This is a genomic window from Alteromonas sp., from assembly GCF_984505615.1.
Genome location: NZ_CFHOXV010000006.1, coordinates 136,341 through 156,709, shown reverse-complemented (window position 1 = coordinate 156,709; position 20,369 = coordinate 136,341). Strand labels below are relative to the sequence as shown.

At 49.8% G+C, this 20,369-nt stretch carries 14 protein-coding genes; 10 read left to right on the top strand and 4 right to left on the bottom strand.

Features of this window, described 5'->3' with window-relative positions; genetic code table 11:
- Positions 1-110: 110 nt before the first annotated feature.
- The 3 genes from AC4PME_RS06405 (at position 111) to AC4PME_RS06395 (ending at position 3,071) form a co-directional block, all read left to right on the top strand.
- Positions 111-1,007, top strand: a complete 897-nt coding sequence (locus AC4PME_RS06405; protein WP_491045823.1) for a DUF2608 domain-containing protein — start codon at positions 111-113, stop codon at positions 1,005-1,007.
- Positions 1,008-1,012: 5 nt separating this feature from the next.
- A complete protein-coding gene (gene arfB / locus AC4PME_RS06400; protein WP_119503526.1) occupies positions 1,013-1,426 on the top strand; it encodes an alternative ribosome rescue aminoacyl-tRNA hydrolase ArfB in 414 nt (137 codons plus the stop codon).
- A gap of 139 nt (positions 1,427-1,565) precedes the next feature.
- Complete coding sequence (locus tag AC4PME_RS06395; RefSeq protein WP_491045822.1) at positions 1,566-3,071, top strand: S10 family peptidase; 1,506 nt, start codon at positions 1,566-1,568, stop codon at positions 3,069-3,071.
- Between the two features lie 93 nt (positions 3,072-3,164).
- On the opposite strand, the gene AC4PME_RS06390 is transcribed toward AC4PME_RS06395, so the two are convergent.
- The 3 genes from AC4PME_RS06390 to AC4PME_RS06380 form a co-directional block, all read right to left on the bottom strand.
- The gene (locus tag AC4PME_RS06390) at positions 3,165-5,498 is read right to left on the bottom strand and encodes a glycosyltransferase family 61 protein (protein WP_491045821.1); all 2,334 of its coding nucleotides are present in this window, start codon (positions 5,496-5,498) and stop codon (positions 3,165-3,167) included.
- 118 nt (positions 5,499-5,616) lie between these two features.
- Positions 5,617-6,909 (bottom strand): NAD(P)/FAD-dependent oxidoreductase, encoded by a 1,293-nt coding sequence (locus AC4PME_RS06385; protein ID WP_490708075.1) that lies wholly within the window; start codon positions 6,907-6,909, stop codon positions 5,617-5,619.
- A 395-nt stretch (positions 6,910-7,304) separates the two neighbouring features.
- On the bottom strand, positions 7,305-9,317 hold the full coding sequence (locus AC4PME_RS06380) for a TonB-dependent receptor (RefSeq protein WP_491045831.1): 2,013 nt from the start codon (positions 9,315-9,317) through the stop codon (positions 7,305-7,307).
- A 453-nt stretch (positions 9,318-9,770) separates the two neighbouring features.
- Between AC4PME_RS06380 and AC4PME_RS06375 the strand changes: the two genes are divergently transcribed.
- The 7 genes from AC4PME_RS06375 to AC4PME_RS06345 all read left to right on the top strand — a co-directional run bounded on the left by AC4PME_RS06375 (position 9,771) and on the right by AC4PME_RS06345 (position 19,125).
- Entirely contained in the window at positions 9,771-10,937 is a 1,167-nt protein-coding gene (locus AC4PME_RS06375) for a porin (protein WP_119502933.1), read from the top strand.
- 141 nt (positions 10,938-11,078) lie between these two features.
- Positions 11,079-12,596 carry an acetaldehyde dehydrogenase ExaC gene (gene exaC / locus AC4PME_RS06370; protein ID WP_119502934.1) on the top strand — a complete coding sequence of 506 codons (1,518 nt, stop codon included), beginning with the start codon at positions 11,079-11,081 and terminating at the stop codon, positions 12,594-12,596.
- Between the two features lie 116 nt (positions 12,597-12,712).
- On the top strand, positions 12,713-13,681 hold the full coding sequence (locus tag AC4PME_RS06365) for an ABC transporter substrate-binding protein (protein ID WP_119502935.1): 969 nt from the start codon (positions 12,713-12,715) through the stop codon (positions 13,679-13,681).
- Positions 13,623-14,459, top strand: coding sequence for an ABC transporter permease (locus AC4PME_RS06360; RefSeq protein WP_491045820.1), 837 nt, complete (start codon positions 13,623-13,625; stop codon positions 14,457-14,459). The genes AC4PME_RS06365 and AC4PME_RS06360 overlap by 59 nt, the downstream gene beginning before the upstream one ends.
- Positions 14,456-15,187, top strand: coding sequence for an ABC transporter ATP-binding protein (locus AC4PME_RS06355; protein WP_491045819.1), 732 nt, complete (start codon positions 14,456-14,458; stop codon positions 15,185-15,187). Before AC4PME_RS06360 ends, AC4PME_RS06355 begins: the two co-directional genes overlap by 4 nt.
- A gap of 67 nt (positions 15,188-15,254) precedes the next feature.
- Positions 15,255-16,466, top strand: coding sequence for a nitric oxide-sensing protein NosP (gene nosP, locus AC4PME_RS06350; RefSeq protein WP_119502938.1), 1,212 nt, complete (start codon positions 15,255-15,257; stop codon positions 16,464-16,466).
- Positions 16,432-19,125: a hybrid sensor histidine kinase/response regulator gene (locus AC4PME_RS06345; RefSeq protein ID WP_491045818.1), complete on the top strand. Its 2,694-nt coding sequence runs from the start codon at positions 16,432-16,434 to the stop codon at positions 19,123-19,125. Before nosP ends, AC4PME_RS06345 begins: the two co-directional genes overlap by 35 nt.
- An 81-nt stretch (positions 19,126-19,206) precedes the next feature.
- Here AC4PME_RS06345 and AC4PME_RS06340 read toward each other — a convergent pair.
- The coding region (locus tag AC4PME_RS06340; RefSeq protein ID WP_491529522.1) for a rhomboid family intramembrane serine protease at positions 19,207-20,369 on the bottom strand (1,163 nt) is incomplete at its 5' end.

Sequence of the window (20,369 nt, the reverse complement as noted above, 5' to 3'; positions counted from 1 at the left end):
CACTAAGCTATACACAGACAGCCCCGGTAAATTTGTTTTACCGGGGCTTTTCACTCCTGAAGACAACCTGATAGAGTAATGGGCTTTGCCATTTTAAATTGTTATTTTTCATGTTGAAGCAACGGATTTACTCATCATTAATACCACTGATCGTGGCGGCAACCTTATCAGCCTGCAGTGCCACACCACCGCCCCCGGTAACCGGCTCCGCGACCATTACGGAAACAGCACATTTCGCTGAAGTGAACCTGGCTGTAGAAACCCTGAATGCCCGTTACGGTGCAGCGAATGTACTGATTGTGTCGGATATTGATAATACCCTGCTGACCAGCGCCTCCGACCTGGGTGGCGATATCTGGTATCAGTGGCAACGGGGAAAGCTGGATGTAAAACCCACCCCGGCTCAGAAAGTATCGTGTTTGTTTGAAGATACCATCGGCATGTTATATGAACTCAACCCGATGACAGTCACCGACCCGCTGGTACCCGAAATTGTGGCCAGCTGGCAGCTTGCGGGCAATACGGTGATGGCACTGACATCGCGGGATCCCCGCTACCGCTCAGCGACCGAACGGGAACTCAAAAGTAACGGCATCGAACTTGGTCAGTCTGCCCTGACGCTGGAAAACGGCGTCATGCCGGAATACCGCCACCAGATGGACCGGGAGCTGACTTACAGTCAGGGCGTAATGATGACCACCGGCATGGATAAAGGCAAAATGCTGCACTGGATCCTGGATAAAACCGGCAGACATTTCGATGCCGTGATTTTCATTGACGATTCACGCAAGAATATCGACAACATGTATACCGCCTGGAAAGACGGCAACACAGACATGGATATTTTTTATTACACCAGCGTTGAAGATGCCAGAATTGCCCGTCACGGTACCGTACTCACACAAGCGCAGGCGGATAAAATGGCTGCAGACTACGACAAGCTGAATAAAATCCTGCTGGACGTGTTCCCGGGCCGTTCAGATGGTCTGTGTCTCACGGTGAACTGATGGCAATGCTGGAAATCACACCGTCCCTGCGCATCGATGAAGCCGAAATGGATATGACGGCTATCCGCGCGCAGGGCGCCGGAGGACAGAACGTCAATAAGGTGAGCAGTGCCATCCATTTACGTTTCGATGTGAATGCCTCCTCGCTGCCGGACAATATAAAGTCCCGTTTGTTGTCGGTGGCCGACACCCGGCTGACATCTGACGGCGTGTTTGTGATTAAGGCACAAAACTTCCGCACTCAGGAGCAAAACCGGCAGGATGCACAGGCACGTCTGATTGAGTGGATTGCTCAGGCGACGAAAGTACAGAAGAAGCGCAGACCGACACGCATCGGTAAAGGCGTTAAACAGCGCCGTGAAAACTCTAAGAAACAACAAAGTGAGCGTAAACAGATGCGCAAAAAAGTGGACTTCTGATCTCCTGCTCCGCTGCACAACTGTAATTAGCCGCACCCACAGGTAAAGATAAAGATTCCCCCTGTACGCCCGTTTCCGGCTGTGATTATCTTATTGTTTTGTGCCGGTATGGCACGGGTTCAACAACCGGAATATAACAATGAAAACACTTTTCCTCGCCGGAATGCTGGCTGCAAGCCTGTGTTCTCCTGTCTTCGCCGCAAACAAACCTGCTGAGGACACAAAGACGGAAGTCCCTGAGCTGACGTCCTTTGTCACCAAACACAAAGGTAAGTTTAACGGCAAAACTGTCTCATACACTGCGACGGTGAGTAATATGCACCTGACCAACAAAGAGGGTGACGTGACCGGCGATGCGGTAACAACGGCCTATGTGGCAGAATCAGATGAAAACCGGCCGGTAACTTTTGTTTTTAACGGTGGTCCGGGCTCATCTTCAGTATGGCTGCACATGGGTATTTTCGGCCCTAAATATGTGGAAGTACCCAGCGATGCGCAGGATGCAGGTAATGCGCCTTACAAAATTCTTCACAACCCGTTAAGCCCGCTGGATAAAACCGATTTAGTGTTTATTGATCCCATCGGCACAGGCTTCAGCCAACTTGCCGGAGAAGGCACAGCCAAAGATTTCTGGAGCATTGCTGCCGATGCTGAAAGCGTCAGTGCAGTGGTAAAGCAGTGGATAGCGAAAAACAACCGCTGGAATTCCCCTAAGTTTATCGCCGGTGAGAGTTACGGTACCACCCGTGCCGCCGCCATGCTGCCGTATCTTAACGACAGAAAAAGCCCCCTGCGCATCAACGGCCTGATTCTTATCAGCCAGGCACTGGATTACGCCGGCAGCACCCCTGAAGCCGATAACATGATTTCTTTTGTGACCTACCTGCCAACGATGGCAGCGACCGCCTGGTATCACGGGAAAATCGACAAGAACAGTATTTCACTGGATAAGCTGGTGAAAGATGCAAAAGCGTTTGCCACTGACGAATACCTGCCGGCTCTGTTTAAAGGCTCAGCTCTGCCTGCTGCAGAGTTCGATAAAATCGCAGCAAAACTTGCCTATTTTACCGGATTGAATGAAACGCTGATCAAGCGGGGTAACCTGCGTGTGGATGCAACCCGTCAGCGCAAACTGTTACTGGCAGACCAGGGCATCGCACTGGGCCGCAGTGACTCCCGCTACACCATTGATGAAATTGACGACCTGGACATCACACCCAAGTATGATGCCTCAAGCACTGGTGTTTCCGGTGCCTACAATGCGGCACTCAGACACTATCTGATGAACGATTTAAAAGTGACCTGGGACAGAGATTATCTGGTCAGCAATCGTGACGTGGGCCGTAACTGGGTGTACTACCGTGATTCAGGCAGAGAACCTCATACAGTCAATACCTCTGCAGATCTGGCTGAGGGAATGCGGGTTAATCCGTCGATGAAAGTGATGCTGGCCAGTGGTTATTATGACTATGCTACGCCTTTGTTTGACGGTGATTACACCTTTGGCCGTTACGGTATTGATAACAGTCGCGTTATCAAACACAACTACGAAGCGGGCCATATGATGTATCTGCACAAGCCGGACATGGAAAAGCTGGCGAAAGATATCAGCGCTTTTTATGACGAGATGAAAGGTAATCGCTAATCATAGCCGGGATTGCCTGTATGTGTTGATTCAGATGCCAGGCGGATAACCGCCGGGCATCCCTGCCCAGTGTCACTGGCAGTGTTTACAAGCTCAGTTTTTCCAGTTAGCGGGAAGGTCCAGCTTACCTTCACTAATCATCAAGTTAACTTTCTGCTCAAAGCGGTTGAGATATTGTTTCGTCACCGGCTTTGTGGCCAGCGCAGCGGCATATTGCCTGTAGTAACGCACTACATCCTCTGCTGTGGCCTGCCTTAACGCAGTCAAATCAAGGGTTTCGCATTTAAGGCGTTCAGCAAGAAAATGCGCCAGCGCTTCCGCATCCAGAAATGACAACGCACTACCGTGTGCTGCACTGTTTTGATTTGCTGGCACATACAAAGACTGCAATTCAACCAGATCACCAAAAAAGGCCACATCCTGACAGCGTGCAGTTAATAATGGACGGAACAGCACATCAGTCTGATTACGCCGTTGCAGCACAGTAATTTTTGCTTGGATTTCGCCCATCAGCTCGAGCACATGCAAAGCCGCCCCTTCAGCAAATACGATTTCTTCTGCGCTTTTGTAGTATTTCAGCTGAGTCACGATATCTGCGCTCTCAGGCTTAAAAATGGTGAAGCCCTGCCGCGCCATGAACGCAGCAAGATAACCTTCTCCGGCAAATGCCCCTCTCATGAGGAATGATTCACGGCTGACGTATAGACGCTTTGGAAGAGAAGGATCCGCCACCACCCCCGATGCTTTTTCACGTGCAGTTAAAAAAGACAAATATTCCGCTGAAACCGGGTTCCTTGCGCGGAAAAAACTCTGCTGGGGTGAGACCCACAGCGATTCCGTACGAATATTTTTACCGGGTAAGACGATATTTTTTTTACTTACTCCAAGATATTCGAGAATTTCGTAAAAACGGGGAGGCAACACCGCTTTCTTAATAAATGATTTTTGTCTGAACCTTTGTGGCAGGAAGATAACCGGCATGTCGCCGTAACTTTGTTTTATCTGTTGTAGCGGTGCCAGACGATGAACCGACTCTGCCAGAAAATGCCCGAAGTTACTGAAAACCGGACCGCCGTAGAAGAACTCTCCCTTCTTAACCGCGTGTGTTTCAGGCTGAGCAGCTAAAAATTCCCCGTCAGTCACGTTTTGAGGAACAGGATCCTCAGAGCGGGCATTGGAACACCGGAACTGGGCGGCGAATTGAGGTACTTCCTGCGCAGAGCGGATACCGCCTTTGACAATACCCGGGTTGGATCCCGGGCCTTGCCTGATAATCTCTGCCCGTTTCACGCAAGCCAGCTTCCCTTTAACCGGTTTGATTCCGGCCAGGGCACTGCGTCCTGACAGTGCGTCTTTCAGGCGCTTTACCGTACCGGCTGCAAGCATCTTTCCTGCTCCCAGCACATAATGAATACCTTTAAGGCGAAACTGCGCCCTTAGCTGGGCGTCTCCTTCAACAGATTCCGCCGAAGAAATAACAGATGCGAGAGACCGGAAAAGACCGGGCTTGTCCTGCTTAAGTTGTTGCAGCATATCACTGACAACAGAACTGTTCTCCTGCTGGTCCCGCACTGGTAAAGCTTCAATTTTTTCATGCGCCCCGGCTAACCATTCCCACTCATGTTCGCTAAGCAGCGAACTGAAACCGGAGGCGGTTGAAGACAGCTGAGTTTTATAGTCTGCCAGCAGGTTGTCATCAATGAGCCGGTAACGTGATTTGCCATCACTGACTGACTGCAAATAAGCATCCAGTTCAGCCTGCACAGCAGAGATTGGAAACTGATTTAACCAGCGTTTTAATTCCAGTGCAGGATATGAGTATGAAGTATTAATCACGCCCCGGCCTGTGTCTGCCGGCATATCAATATCCAGCACACCAAGTAAGTCCTGAATGATGCTTCCGTTGTCTTCAGGCAACTTAAATGCGAAACAGTGAAAACAGGACGGACTGACCCGCTTCTGAAGACTCTGCAATCGCTGCCACTGGCCGAGATTCAATCTCCTGCCGGCGCTAAATGGCTTCGTATTGCCGTGTCTTTTCACCGACTGATTATAAATTGAGAGCTGATACTCGATGGGATTACGAATAAAGCAAAGGATCTCAACATCGGGGAGCGCATCGACAATGTCTGTGGCAATTCTGAAAAAGGACTCTGAACTGAACAGTAATATTTGATGTTCAGGCGAAGCGTGAAATTTGTTGATAACAGCCTTCAGTTTTTGCGCATCGAGCGCCAGTTTCCCGTGCTCATCAACCTTGCAAACAACTCTGGCATTCCCTGAACTGATACCATTCCCGTCTATATCGTGTTTCGGATAATCTACCCCGAGACGGGAAAGGGTATCGCGACGGGAATGAAGAAAATGTTGGATCGCCGAACTTCCTGTTTTCGGAGGACCAATATGAAAAATAACGCGCTTACTCAATACTTCTGCTCTATCCGGTTTGAACGGCGCAATCTTAGCACATCCCTGTTTGAGGTGGATGCTCTGACTTCAAACATAATAAAAAAATGCCGGGTGGTTCACCCGGCATATCTCACTATCAATGCAGCTTCAACTTCGGCCCTACAAAGTTACTCACTTTGCGGCCGAGTAAGGTCATTGTGCCTTTAAACCACCCGTGCACTGAATACTGATGCATGTTGTATAACGAGATATACACCAGCCGCGCCAGACGTCCTTCAATGAACATACTGGAGTTAACCAGTGCGCCCATCAAACTGCCCACAGTACTGTATTTACTGAGGTGTACCAGTGAACCATAGTCACGGTATTCGTAGCTTTTAAGCGGTGCGCCTTTAAAGATATTAATGATGTTGGCCGCAGCCACACTGGCCATCTGATGGGCTGACTGGGCACGTGGCGGCACCCAGGAACCATCTTTCTGTTTAAAGCCGCAGCAGTCGCCAATCACAAAAATATCGTTATCGACGGTGCTTTGCAGATGTTCATTGACCAGAATCTGGTTGGCACGGTTAGTTTCGAAAATATCCATCTCAACCAGGAAATCCGGCGCTTTAACCCCTGCTGACCACACCAGCAAATCGGCATCGATTTCTTTACCGTCTTTGGTTTTAAAGCCATTTTCTGTGGCTTCAGACACCATGGCTCCTTCAAGTACGTCGATACCTAAGTCTGTCAGGGCTTTCTTCGCTGACCCGGCAATACGTTCGGGCAATGCAGGTAAAATACGGGGGCCGGCTTCTAAAATAGACACTTTTAAACGTTCAGCAGACATCTCCGGCATGCCGTAAGCACGGGCAAGATTGGCTACGTGATGAAGTTGTGCTGCCAGTTCTGTGCCTGTGGCACCGCCACCGACAATGGCCACGTGAATAACTTCCTGATCAGTACAGGATTGATTCACTCTGAGCAGTTGATTGAGCAGTGCCTTATGAAAGCGCTCGGCCTGCGACAGGGAGTCGAGGAAATAACAGTGGTCTGCCACACCCGGCGTGCCAAAATCGTTACATACACTGCCCATGGAAAGTACGAGGTAATCATATTCGATGGTACGTTCCGGCAGAATTTGATGCCCGTCTTCGTCATAGAGGGGGTCTAACACAATGCATTTGTTCTCTTTGTCGAGACGTTGCATGTTACCAAGCTGGAATTGATACTTGTTGCGCACCGCATGCATACGGTAATCAACACCGTCTGAGTTTTTATCGATAACGCCCGCAGCCACTTCGTGAAGTAATGGTTTCCACACGTGAGTTTTACTGCGATCGACCAGAATCACCTCAGCTAACCCTTTCCGGCCCAGTTTTTTACTCAACCGGGTAACCAGCTCCAGGCCTCCTGCACCACCGCCTACAACGACGATCTTTTTCATAATGTTTCCTTAAAGCAATTTTTCCAGCTATTGAATGTCTTGAGGACGGTGTCATCCAATAGCTCGAAAAACTGCAGGTGGCTGTGCTTTTACGTAGAGACGAGTCTGAATTTGAAACACGCGGTAAACCCATCCCTGGGCGCTCTGCCGCAGCATCCATGCTGCGGAAGGTTTCAAATTCAGACTCATCCCCACTTTGCACGCTACTACAGGCAATAGTTACCGCGTCAATCTGGTGCGCGGATGGGGTGGGCGTTAATTTTCAGAACCGTCTGCCGCAGGGAAGCGGCAGCCGAGGCCCCATGGATGGGTTTACGCCGTGTTCTGAAAATTAACGCCCTCCCCGGCCAGTTGCACCAAAGCGCCGGATACCACCTTACATACGGCTGGAAAGATTATTCCCAACGATAAACGAGACTAACCATATAGTTTCTCGGACGACCGGGAAAATAACGGTCGCCGCTGAACGATGTGTAGTCTGCCCGCTCTGCATATGCTTCATCAAACAGGTTATTTATGCGACCGTAAACCGTCAGTACCGGATTAATGTCCCAGCTCGTCCGTAAATCCACCACATCGTGGCCGTCATATTTATGTGCGTTTTCGGGGTCAGTGTAGTAACTGCCCATGTGTTGCCATGCTAATTCCGCCGTAATGGTTTCTGTGGGTGTGTACCGCAATTGGGTATTCGCGACGTGGCGGGGAGCGGTATCCATATCATTGCCGCGAATATCAATATCACCGGAAAGTTCTGAATGGCGGTAGGTGTGCTTTGCCACGGTTCCGGCGACAATCAACGCCCACTCGGGGTTCATTTGCCATTCCAGTTCAACCTCTGCGCCCACGTGACGGCTTTTACCATTGTTTACGTAATAGTAATCACTGTCGCGATAGATAAAGTTGTCTTTATCCATGTGATATACAGCAATATTGTAGCGTAGCGACCCGCCCTTTCCTTTCAGGCCAAGTTCAATATTGTCAGCCACTTCAGGCTTTAACTCTGCAACGGTTTGAGCGCGCTGAAGGCGATATAACTCAGTCGCCTGGGGGGCGCGGTAACCTCGTGAAATGTTGGTATAAACCAGCGTATTTTCATCTATCGAATAGGCTGCACCGAGTTTCGGTGAGAAATTGCTGAACGTGTCTTCACGGCTTTCAGGGCGGGTATAACGACAGCCGCCCATCCCGCATGCTGTGCCGTCTTCACGCACCCTGCCGCTGTTCATGTTGTTGGTATAATCGTAGCGTATGTGCTCGTAACGGGCACCGGCCGACCATGCCCACCGGCCATATTCCCAGTTCACCATAGCGAAAGGTGCAACTACTGTAGCATCAACGCTGTAATCATAGTGCTTACCCGACGGGATGGTTTCTATCAGAAACGCGGAGCCGGTTGTAGCGCCGTCCTGATACTGCAGTAAGTCACCTTCGGTGAATTCACCGTCAATACCGGTGCGCAGGGTTATATTGTCAGAAATACCGTGCCGCCAGAGGGACTGTATTCCGGCGCCGCGCTGGCTATTTTGTTCAACCGGCTGCCCCGGCAGGAAGTGCATGAGAAAGTCCATGTCCTGGTCTCTCACAAACGGGGTCACAATGATGTCGTCACCATTGGCCAGTGACAAAGACACTTTCGACCACAGTCTTAACGATCGCGCATTGCGGTAAGCTTCGGGGTTTTCATTCCCCTGTGCCAGCGCCTTGTCTTTATAGCTGTCTGTACCGCTGATATAGCCGGCGGTGTCCTGCTCCAGATTAGTATAGGTGAGACCGGAATTGACCGAAAAAGCGTTACCGTCATAGCGATGTCGTAAGTTGACTTTTTCCTGATCGACGCCTTCATCAACCCTGTATCCCGTATCACGGGTCACACTGGCGTTGATGCCTGCCCCGGTGTGTCCGGCATCATAGCCGGAACGTAATTTATAACGGCTGTATCCGTAAGAGCCATAGTCAACACCCGCCATACCACCGCCACGGGTAGTATCAGGCGTGATCACGTTAATCACGCCATGTACGGCGTTAGAGCCGTACAATACAGAGCCCGGCCCTTTTAGTACTTCGATGCGCTGCGCCATTTCGCTGTGAGCTTCAAACAGCTCGTTAATGTTACAAAAGCCTGCTGCTCTTAACGGAATACCATCTTCAGCGGTAAGTAGTCCGCCACAGGCGCCCGCGCCTGAAAATACCGGAGAACGTAATGCCGGCAGATATTCCTGTCCGTTACCCCGTTGTAATTGCGCGCCGGCAATCTGGTTCAGGGCCTCTTCAATGTGGGTGGCTGAAAGAAGTGTCAGAGCGTTCTCATCCACCGCACTGACGGAAAAAGATTGTCTGAAGGCTGAGGTCTCTGTGCGGGTTGCCGTGGTGGTAATGCGTTCAATGGAAGTATCACTCCCCGCCGCCATTGCCGGCGAGACCGTTGCGGCAAACAGTACGGCCTGAGCGAGCACGGTAAGCCGTGATGTGAAGGGATATCTTGCGGTCATAACTCTCTCATACATGGTGTTCTGACACTATGAATCAGTCTCATAGTAGGTGGAAAAATTCAGCCGGAGAAGCCCGTCTCACGGGCACTTTATGGCATTTTGTCCTGCTACTTTGCAGTCCCCCCGGAAGCCACTGACATAACTACTACTTTGGAACTACTCCTTCGGATGCATTTCACTGGCGGACTAAAGTGTAACGGATTCCACCCTATCGACGAGTTTCCAATTTTGGCCCTGACAACAATACTCGAAACATCAAAAAAAGTTCGCTGGCAACGAATCAGCGGACAATGGGCATGAGTAACCCGGGATCGATGTGAATTGTTGCTCCGCCTATACGAAAACTAAACAATCAGAAGATAGGTGAAACACATGAACAACAAGAACGTAAGCCTCAAGCCTCTTGCCTTAGCCGTATCCGCACTGGTTTGCTCAAGCGCAAACGCTGCCGTTACTTTGTACGACGACAAAGAAGTCGCCACCGTATCAGTAGACGCGTCTTTCAACACATTTTACGTAAACAGCAGCTCTGAAAGCGATGCTGCCGGTACTTCACGTGATCAGTCACGGGTCAAAATGGGCTTTTTGCCAAACTGGCTGGGCATGAACTTCAGCAAAGAAGTTAACGGTCTTAAAATCGGTGGCCGCTCATCTTTCTGGGTCACAATCAACGACAGTAACACAGGTGTTACCTCTACCGGTATCGATGTGCGTCAGTTCTACGCCACTTTAGGTTCAGACTGGGGTGAAGTGTTGCTGGGTAAAGATTTTACATTGTTTAACCGTAACAACATCTTCCTCGACGAAATCCTGCTTGGTTACGGCAACGTGAATGACACACTGGGCCTGATTGACGGACAGGGCGTGTCTTTCGGCAACATCGGCAGCGGTTATACCTATCCGATGCCGGCATCTCAAATTCGTTATACCTCACCTACTTTCGCAGGTGGCCTGCAAGTCGCCATCGCTGCAATCGATCCTTCACCGGTTAATGCCGCTGACGACCGTCAGGAATCGGCTCCTCGCATTGAAGCTCAGGCAACTTACAGCACTGACTTTGACGGCGGTAACGTGACAGCCTGGGTGGGCTTCCTGAATCAAACTTCAGAGTCAGACACTATGGGTGACATCGACTCTACAGGTACTTCTTACGGCGTCAAAGTAGGTCTGGGTGACTTTACTCTGCACGCATCAGGTTACACAGGGGAAGGCATCGGCATCCTGCTTGGCCCAACCGAAGCAGCGCTTGGCCTTGGCCCTGTGACCATGTACGACATGAATATGAATGAGCTGGACAGTTCGGGTTACCTCGTTCAGGGCTCTTACAAAATGGACGCGCACCGCTTTGTTGTGTCTTACGGCGAAAACGAAATCGAAAATGCCGACTATATTGGACATGAGGGGATGCAGGTTGCGTGGTTCTACAACTACAACAGCAACGTGACATTTGCCGTTGAATACGCCACCAGCGAGTTTACCGGCATCTTAGGTGATGAAGAAGCCGACACTATCGCAATCGGCGGTATCGTGAATTTCTAAGCCCTTAGTTTCAATGCCAGAGAAACAAAGGACACGTATTTCCGGTCACCGGGACCGGAGCCGCGACAGCGCATTTACTGTCTGCAGGCTGAATCCCGGTATCTGGCAACGCTTTTAAAATTGAAAACCGGAGTAATAACTATGATTTACGCAGCACCTGGACAACAAGACTCGGTTGTAACGTTTAAAGAACAGTATGGCAACTACATCGGCGGCGACTGGGTCGCGCCTGTAAAAGGCCAGTATTTCGATAACGTTTCACCGGTAAACAACGAAGTATTCTGTTCTATCCCGCGCTCTACCGCTGAAGATATCGAACTGGCGCTGGACGCCGCTCATAAAGCAAAAGCTGCCTGGGGTTCAACCTCAACGACTGAGCGCTCTAACCTGCTCCTGAAAATTGCAGACCGTATCGAAGCGAATCTGGAAAAGCTCGCAGTAGCTGAAACCTGGGACAACGGTAAAGCAGTTCGCGAAACCCTGAATGCCGATATTCCTCTTTCTGCTGATCACTTCCGTTATTTTGCCGGCTGTGTACGTGCACAGGAAGGTTCAATCGGTGAAATCGACAACAATACTGTAGCTTATCACTTCCATGAACCTCTTGGCGTCGTAGGCCAGATCATTCCGTGGAACTTTCCGTTGCTGATGGCAGCATGGAAAATTGCACCGGCACTGGCTGCAGGTAACTGTATCGTTCTGAAACCTGCTGAGCAGACACCTGCTTCAATTCTGGTACTGATGGAAGTTATCGGTGACCTTCTGCCTCCCGGTGTACTGAACGTGGTAAACGGTTACGGTGCTGAAGCGGGTCAGGCACTGGCTACCAGCAAGCGGATCGCAAAAATTGCTTTCACCGGATCCACCCCGGTTGGTTCTCACATCCTGAAGTGTGCGGCGGAGAACATCATTCCTTCAACCGTAGAACTGGGTGGAAAGTCACCTAACATCTATTTCAGCGATGTTATGAAGCACGAAGACGAATTCCTGAGCAAGTGTGTGGAAGGTATGGTCCTCGCCTTCTTCAACCAGGGTGAAGTATGTACCTGTCCTTCACGTGCCCTTATCCAGGAAGATATGTACGATGACTTTATCTCTCTGGTTATCGCCCGTACGCAGCAAATCAAGCGTGGCAACCCGCTGGATACTGAAACACAGGTGGGTGCACAGGCATCTGCTGAGCAGTACGACAAAATCCTGGGTTACCTGGAAATTGGTAAGAAAGAAGGCGCAGAAGTGCTTATCGGTGGTGGCCCTGCCAGCATTGAAGGCTTCAACAAAGGCTTCTATATCGAGCCTACGTTGTTGAAAGGTCATAATAAAATGCGCGTGTTCCAGGAAGAAATCTTCGGCCCTGTGGTTGGCGTAACAACCTTTAAAGATGAAGCCGAAGCTCTGGCCATTGCCAATGATACTGAGTTTGGTCTGGGTGCCGGTTTGTGGACCCGTGATATGAACCGTGCATATCGCATGGGTCGTGGTATTGAAGCTGGCCGGGTCTGGACCAACTGTTACCACCACTATCCTGCACATGCTGCATTCGGTGGCTACAAAAAATCTGGTGTAGGTCGTGAGAATCATAAAATGATGCTGGATCACTACCAACAGACTAAGAACTTACTGGTTAGCTACGACGTTAACCCGCTGGGCTTTTTCTAAAAGCGTTGCCTGAAAAGGCGTAAGTCCGGTACCCGTCGCTCTGGCGGGTACCTTTTTCAAAATCTGGTCTACGCTTTGTAAGGTATTCCAACCATTTACGACACGTAACCTATTCTATGACGTCACTGTTCAGAATCCTTATCACCGCCTGCTTTCTGCTGTTTTCCGGCCTCACTTTGGCCAAAGAGACGGTGCGCGTGGGGGTACTGCAATACGGAACGGTGAACTGGGAAATGCAGGCCATCAGAAACACTGGTTTGCAGAACAATTATGATATTCAGGTAGAGGTTGTTCCTCTGGCATCCACTCAGGCATTACTGGTTGCCCTTCAGGGTGGCAAAGTCGACGTTATCCTCAATGACTGGCTATGGGTCGCCCGTCAAAAAGCCCTCTCCCGCGACTACCGTTTCGCGCCCTGGTCAACTAACGGCGGACAACTGGTGGTGCGTAACGATCGTAATATTCATACCCTGAAAGACTTAAAAGGGAAAACCTTAGGCATCGCGGGTGGCAAAACCAACAAGAACTGGGTGCTGTACAAGGCATACATTCAGCAGGCCGCCGGCCTCGAGCTGGGTAAGGATATTCAGGTAAAATTTGCAGCGCCCCCCATGTTAAACGCGCTGGTTCAGCAAGGTGAACTGGACGGTGTTATTAACTTCTGGCATTTCGCAGCGCAACTTAACGCACAGGGCATGCATACCCTGCTCACCATGCAAACCCTGCTGAACAACAGTGGTATAAAAGCGCCAGTACCGCTACTTGGCTGGGTATTTTCTGCAGCATGGGCCTCACAGCACAGCAAGGCAATTAATGACTTTCTCGCCATGTCGGCAGAGATCAGGCAACGCATGCAAACCGATGACAGTCTCTGGGCGACACTGCCGGCTTTTACGAAATATCCGGCTCCGGCGCAGCCCTGGCTGATGGACGGATTCCGCACCGGTGCGATGACAACAACGTCACCGGAAACACAGGCATCGCTGAATGCGGTGTTCGAAACGCTTTCCCGCAATCAGGAAGAGAATGATGTCACCGGTCCCCTCGACACATTGCCAGCAGACATTCTCTGGCAGCGACACTGACGTGCATTGTCTTCCTGAAGACACCGTGCGCTGGTATCAACTGCCGTTTTTCAAGCGGCTCACATCCGTTGTGCTTTTGCTTATCAGCTGGCAACTCGCCGTTGCCGTTTTTACTCCCGCTTTGCTTCCGGCTCCCTCTGAGGTATTTATAAGACTGGCAGAAGAGTGGCAGGGAACCATGCCTCTGCATCTTTCACAAACCCTGATCAGGGTCGCCATCGCTTTCTCTGCCGCCATGATACTTGGCACTGCACTGGGTCTGGCGATGGGCCACAACCGCAAAGTGGACGCATGGACTGACAGCCTGCTCACGCTGATGCTGAACGTACCCGCTCTGGTTACTATTATATTGTGCTTTATCTGGTTCGGTCTGAACGAAACAGCCGCCATCATCGCGGTCATACTCAATAAAGCGCCCAATGTCGCTGTCACGCTGCGTGAAGGTGCCCGGGCCATCGATCCAAAACTCATGGATGTTGCACGGGTTTACCGTCTGGGGCGGGTGCGCACTTTCAGAAAAGTGTATCTGCCGCAAATTACGCCATATCTGATTGCCGCTGCACGGGGCGGACTGGCGCTGGTGTGGAAAATTGTGCTGGTGGTTGAACTGATTGGCTGCAGTGATGGCGTTGGCTTTCAGTTATCCAGCTATTTTCAGTTATTCGATATCACAGCCATTCTGGCCTACACCCTGGCCTTCGTTACTGTGGTGTACGGTATTGAAGCGCTTGTTCTGCGCCCGCTGGAAAACCGGCTGTCGGGGTGGCGTAAATCATGAAGATTCATATCCGCCACAAGGCATTTGCAGCAACAACACTGATTTCAGACCTGACTATTCATACCGGCGAGAATGAAATTGTTGCCCTGGTGGGGCCATCCGGAGCGGGGAAAAGCACCCTGTTAAACATTATTGCAGGTCTTGATAAGGACTTCAGCGGCGACATCACTTTTGATGATCAACGCCCGCCCGGACTTATGTTTCAGGAAGCCCGCCTGATGCCCTGGCTCACCGTACTGGAAAACGTCACTCTGGTTGCGCCGCCGGACCACCCTGATCCCACCGGCGAAGCCTTGTCTTTACTCACACTCACCGGCCTCGAGTCACAGGCTGGAAAGTATCCGTCACAGCTCTCCGGCGGTATGAGCAAAAGACTGGCGCTGGCACGGGCGATGATGTTCAAACCCGGCGTCCTTTTGATGGATGAACCCTTTTCGTCTCTTGACGCACCGGCTGCAGAAAGTTTGCGCCAGTGCGTGCTATCGCTGAAAGCGACTTCGCCCTTCAGCATTATTTATGTTACCCACGATTTGAAGGAGGCCGTTGCTATTGCCGATCGCGTACTGATTTTAGACGCGAATCCTATGACACTGAAACATCAGGAAATTATCACTTTGCCCCGCCCCAGGTATTTACATGACAAAGCCGTCAGCGATGTTTGTGAGCCTTTGTATCGTGCCTGGCCGGAACTGTTGTACGGGAATGCTGATGAACGCAAAACCATGTAAACCAACACATCATTGTTGTTAAGCAATTGTGAAACAGATATTATTCCTCCATACCTCTGGAGGACACATGAGTCGTCAACAAGCACAACTGGCTGTCGCGCAGGACATCGTCAGCGGTGTAGCCCGCGCCGGGAGTGAACAACAAGACCCGGTGAGAGCTGCCGCGGAGATCTACCGTGCACTTGCTCCCTGTGAGCCAACCTGTGTAGTTTTTTACTGCTGCACCCGCTATCCGCTGGAATTATTAGCGCGGGAGTTATCCCGTTATTTTCCGGACATTACGGTGATAGGCTGTACTTCTGCAGGTGAAATTACCCCGCTGGGTTACAAAAAACACAGCATCAGTGCATTCGGGCTGAGTCAGTCCCTGTTTGCTGTGGAATCTGTGCTGATTGAAAATCTCGCTGCGTTTACCAAAAGCGATGCGGATACGCTGGTTGACGGTATGCTGAATAACCTGCGCAAAAAGGCTGTCACGTCTTCACCTATTGATAAACAATGTTTTGCACTGTCGCTGCTCGACGGTTTATCTGTGCGTGAGGAACTGGTGATTAATGCATTGAGCGAGAGCCTGCATGAAATTCCGCTGGTCGGCGGTTCTGCCGGTGACGATCAGCATTTTGTTGATACTCAGGTATTTCATAATGGCAAGTTTTACAGCGATGCTGCGGTGTTTATGCTGGTGAATACGGCCTGCAATTTTGAAGTCTTCAGTCAGCATCACCTTGCTCCTATGCAGGAAAAGCTGGTTGTGACTCAGGTTTCGCCGGATTTACGGGTTGTGCAGGAATTTAATGCCGAACCCGCTGCACTGGAATACTGCCGTATTAACAATCTGAAGCTGGAAGATTTGAATTCCCGCACCTTTGCAATGTATCCGCTGGCAGTTCAGATTGGTGATCATCTGTATATCCGCAGCATTCAACAGGTAAATGATGATTTAAGCCTTACCTTCTTCTGCGCCATCGATGCCGGTGTTGTGCTTACCCAGATGACATCGCCGGGCTTGTTGTCGCATACATCAATGATTTTCAATTTGCTGGAAGAATCAGTCGGTGAAATTCAGTTACTCATCGGTTTTGACTGTATTCACCGCCGGGCGGAAATCGACGAGTATCAGCTTGAAGAAGATATGTCTGAACTGTACATGGAACACAATGTCATTGGCTTTAGCACTTACGGTGAACAAATTAACGGGTTACATCTGAACCATACCTTTACCGGTGTTGCTATAGGATATCCACGTGACCAGGCCAACCCAGACCTTACCCTCACATAGCCCTTATCCGGCAGTCAATAACGACGTCGCTTCAGACGAGCTGGAGCGCCTGCGTTACGAAAATGAAAAGCTGACCAAAATAAACGCGGTGCTGATGCGCCGTGTTGAAATGGGATGGGGCAACCACAGCGATGCCTATCAGTCATTCGAAGATGCCGCTCTGCTTGCTGACAAAGTCAAAGAACGAACATTTAAGTTACAGCAAACGCTGCACCGTCTGGAAGAATCGAACCAGCAATTAGACCAGGCCCGTCTTGACGCCGAACTAAGCCGGATTTCTTCAGACCAGGACCGCCAGCGCCTTACGGATGCCATAGAAAGTATCTCCGAATCCTTTGTTCTGTTTGATGCCGACCGCAAAATGGTACTGGTGAACAACCGCTGCCGTGAATTCTGGACCCGTTTTGGCATTGCTTTTGAGATTGGCGTTACCACCTTTCAGCAAATTACCGCTGCGTCACTGCCTCTGGTTGATCACAGCTGTAAAGTACAGAGAAAAGTCAGTGCGTTTCCTGAGTCCATTACCCAGACCATTTTCAAACTGAAAGACGGCACATGGATCCAGATGTCTGAGCGTAAAACCGCTGAGAACGGCCTGGTGGTGGTATACACCGATATCACCAACATCAAAAAGACAGAAGAGTTGCGTTATCAGACGGCCATGGCAGAGCAGGCCCAATTGCTGAAGTCGACGCTGGAAAACATGACAGAAGCGGTGGCCCTGATCAACGAAAACAACGAGCTGGAAACCTGGAATCAGCAGTTCCTGGAGTTCGCCGGTCTGAAAGAAGCCGACGTAAAACGGGGTGTAAAATACAACCAGTTGCTTGCGAACAGCGCCCTGCGTGAAGTACCGGCCTTACCCATGGACGAATGCCTGAACGATGATGGTTTCGGTGAAACAGAAGTGGTGCTGGAAAACGGCATCGTATTGCTGTTCAAAAGCCACCTTATTCCTTCCGGCGGCATGCTGAACACCTTTACCGACATCACTGAACGCAGCCATCATCAACGCGCGCTGCAGGAAAGTGAGCAACGCATCCGTCTGATTACCGATGCTATGCCGGCACTGATTTCTTACGTTAACAAAGACATGTGCTATGAATTCGTGAACCGGGAGTTTGAAAAGTGGTATCACCGCTCCCGTTCAGAAATCATCAGCCACCATCTGCGTAATGTACTGGGTGAACAAACGTTCAGTAACCTGCAAATATATATTGAACGGGCAATGCTCGGGCAGTCAGTCAATTTTGAGGTTGAAACCACATTGGATAACGGCAACAGCCGGATTTCCAACAAGACCTACATTCCTCACTTCGATCAGGAGCGCAATGTAGTCGGCTTCTTCGCGCTGGAGCAGGACGTTACCGAACAGCGGCGGACCGCCAAGGCGCTTAAGCATGCTTACGATTACATGGAGCAGCGTGTAAACCAGCGTACCAAGAAGATTTCTGAGATAAATGCCCAGCTGCGCAAAGAAATTGAAGACCGTCAGCTGGCGCAAATCCACTTGCTGGAAGCCAAGCGGGAAGCAGAGCACGCTAACGAGTCAAAAAGTAAATTCCTCGCTGCAACCAGCCACGACCTGTTACAGCCAATGAACTCAGCCCGTTTATTTGTCAGTGCACTGGCAGAGCAGACGTTGCAACCGGAAGCACAGAAACTGACCAGTTCACTGAGCTATTCGCTGGAGAATCTGGAGTCGCTGATCACGGCACTTGTGGATATTTCCAAGCTGGAGGCCGGTTTGATTGAGCCGGTGCTGGATGACTTTGCTGTGGAAGATCTCATGAGTAACCTTGAGAATGAATTCCGTCAACAGGCAGAAGCCAGAGGCCTGAAATTCCGTTTCCGCAACTCTTCCCGCGTAGTGAACTCGGATGGCTACCTGCTCGCCCGGATTCTTCGCAATCTGCTCAGTAACGCTATCCGGTACACCAATGAAGGCGCAATCCTTTTAGGTGCCCGCAGACGGGCACATGGTCTGGAAATTCAGGTGTGCGACACCGGGATCGGTATTCCCGAAGATAAACTGAGTGATATCTTCCAGGAATTTAACCGCGTTGAAGCGAAGAAACGGCGTCATGACCAGGGACTGGGCTTAGGTCTGGCTATTGTGGATAAACTTTCCACCGTGATGAACCATAAAATCCATGTGACGTCCGTTGAAGGGAAAGGCTCCTGCTTTACCGTTACCCTACCCTACGGCACACAACGATTAACGTCTGACTTGCCCCGTAAATCTGCCGTACAGGACAGATTTAACAGTCATCTTGAAGGCGCAAACCTGCTTATTATTGATAACGACGAAGCCATTTGCGCCGGTATGGAAGAGTTGCTGGGCGGCTGGGGAATTCAGGTTACCAGCGTGCAGACACTGGAAGATTTGGGTAAAGAGGGCTGGCTGAAAGACTTGCAACCCGACATCATAGTGGCTGACTACCACCTGGATGACGGCGACACCGGTTTTGATGCCCTTGAAATCGTTGAGCGGGAACTGGGAACCGGCACACCGGTCATCATGATCACGGCAAACTACACCAATGAATTACGCCAGTCTGTGCGGGCAAAAGGCTACTCACTGCTGAATAAGCCAGTGAAACCCCATAAAATGAAACTGGCCTTGAGCAACCTGATGTCGAAGAAGGCCGGGGAATAATACCGGCCCGAATTAAAATCAACCGATGAAGTTGTGATAACGCGCTGACTTCATATTGTGTTCTCAAAGTAGACAGACAGATCACGCCCCGAGCTTTGCTATAAAAGTCCCCATACTGAGCAAGGCCGCAGAAGTAAGCAGAAGGCAAGCACCTGATTCCAAACGATTGCTTCCTGAAAGGTCGAAGACAGGATTATTGTTCCGGCAAATCAATAAGGAATAGACAACGCCGACGCAAAAACCGGTTATATGTGAGTAGAAGTCGACCGAATCCCGATGAACAATAGAAACAAGAATATCCGCAAGAATGGTAAGCAGAATTATCTTTACTGAGGAAATCATAAAGCCGGGAGGTAGCACAGTCTTATACTTAATCCGTAAGACAAAGAATGCGCCGATCAGACCGTAAATTGCCCCCGATGCCCCGACCACATAATCAAATGATGAAAATACATGACTTACGAGGAAACCTGTAATACCTGCAGTGAAAAATAAATTGCAGTACCTCACATTACCCAATAAGACGCTCACAATTTTACTGTACATTGCCAGAAGGCAGATATTAAAAAACAAATGAAAGAAGTTCACATGTATAAAAATGGCTGAGAAAAGCTGATAAAAATCACTATTCCTGATTACTGACTTTCCTACTCCCCCCAGGTAAATGGCATCAGAAATAGTTTCATTCGAATAAAGCAGTGCATAAAGAACCGCCATTAAGGCCGCAAGCGATGAATACACCCAACCGCTATGACTATTTATCTTCTCTGCAAATGCCTGTGAATTATTAAGTCTGTCACTTAACGCCAGCTTTGCTTCCAAAGCCTGGCAAATAACCTGAATCTCTGACTTATTTTCTAAAGAATGAGTATCTATAAGTATGTGTGGGTACTTGTCAGCGCTTATGGCTAGTGTGAGGGAATCTTTGTGCAAGTGTATTGAGTTAATGTCATTCAGAGGTATACAGACATAACCCTTAAGGCTAAATATTTGAGGAATAATCAGCCTGTTCTGATTCAGTAAAATACAGTGAAACGCTTTATTTTTTCTGCCCCCCAAATAGCAAGATAATAATAGCAATGTTGCAACTGATAACTCTCCGCGTGCTAAGATCCATTTATCATCCAATGCAAAGAAAAAAAACAACAATAAAGCTGCTATCCAACAGTAGATTAAAGTCCTGTAAAGGGATTGTATTTTTCCTGACAAATATTTTCTGTTGTATCTAATTTTCATTATTAGAT

What these genes read in the sequence shown, in the direction of transcription:
- AC4PME_RS06385 (WP_490708075.1), bottom strand. Translation starts at nt 6,909, where the DNA reads ATGAAAAAGATCGTCGTTGTAGGCGGTGGTGCAGGAGGCCTGGAGCTG.
- AC4PME_RS06360 (WP_491045820.1), top strand. Translation starts at nt 13,623, where the DNA reads ATGATGTCACCGGTCCCCTCGACACATTGCCAGCAGACATTCTCTGGC.
- nosP (WP_119502938.1), top strand. Translation starts at nt 15,255, where the DNA reads ATGAGTCGTCAACAAGCACAACTGGCTGTCGCGCAGGACATCGTCAGC.
- AC4PME_RS06355 (WP_491045819.1), top strand. Translation starts at nt 14,456, where the DNA reads ATGAAGATTCATATCCGCCACAAGGCATTTGCAGCAACAACACTGATT.
- AC4PME_RS06395 (WP_491045822.1), top strand. Translation starts at nt 1,566, where the DNA reads ATGAAAACACTTTTCCTCGCCGGAATGCTGGCTGCAAGCCTGTGTTCT.
- AC4PME_RS06405 (WP_491045823.1), top strand. Translation starts at nt 111, where the DNA reads ATGTTGAAGCAACGGATTTACTCATCATTAATACCACTGATCGTGGCG.
- AC4PME_RS06375 (WP_119502933.1), top strand. Translation starts at nt 9,771, where the DNA reads ATGAACAACAAGAACGTAAGCCTCAAGCCTCTTGCCTTAGCCGTATCC.
- AC4PME_RS06365 (WP_119502935.1), top strand. Translation starts at nt 12,713, where the DNA reads ATGACGTCACTGTTCAGAATCCTTATCACCGCCTGCTTTCTGCTGTTT.
- exaC (WP_119502934.1), top strand. Translation starts at nt 11,079, where the DNA reads ATGATTTACGCAGCACCTGGACAACAAGACTCGGTTGTAACGTTTAAA.
- arfB (WP_119503526.1), top strand. Translation starts at nt 1,013, where the DNA reads ATGCTGGAAATCACACCGTCCCTGCGCATCGATGAAGCCGAAATGGAT.
- AC4PME_RS06380 (WP_491045831.1), bottom strand. Translation starts at nt 9,317, where the DNA reads ATGGCGGCGGGGAGTGATACTTCCATTGAACGCATTACCACCACGGCA.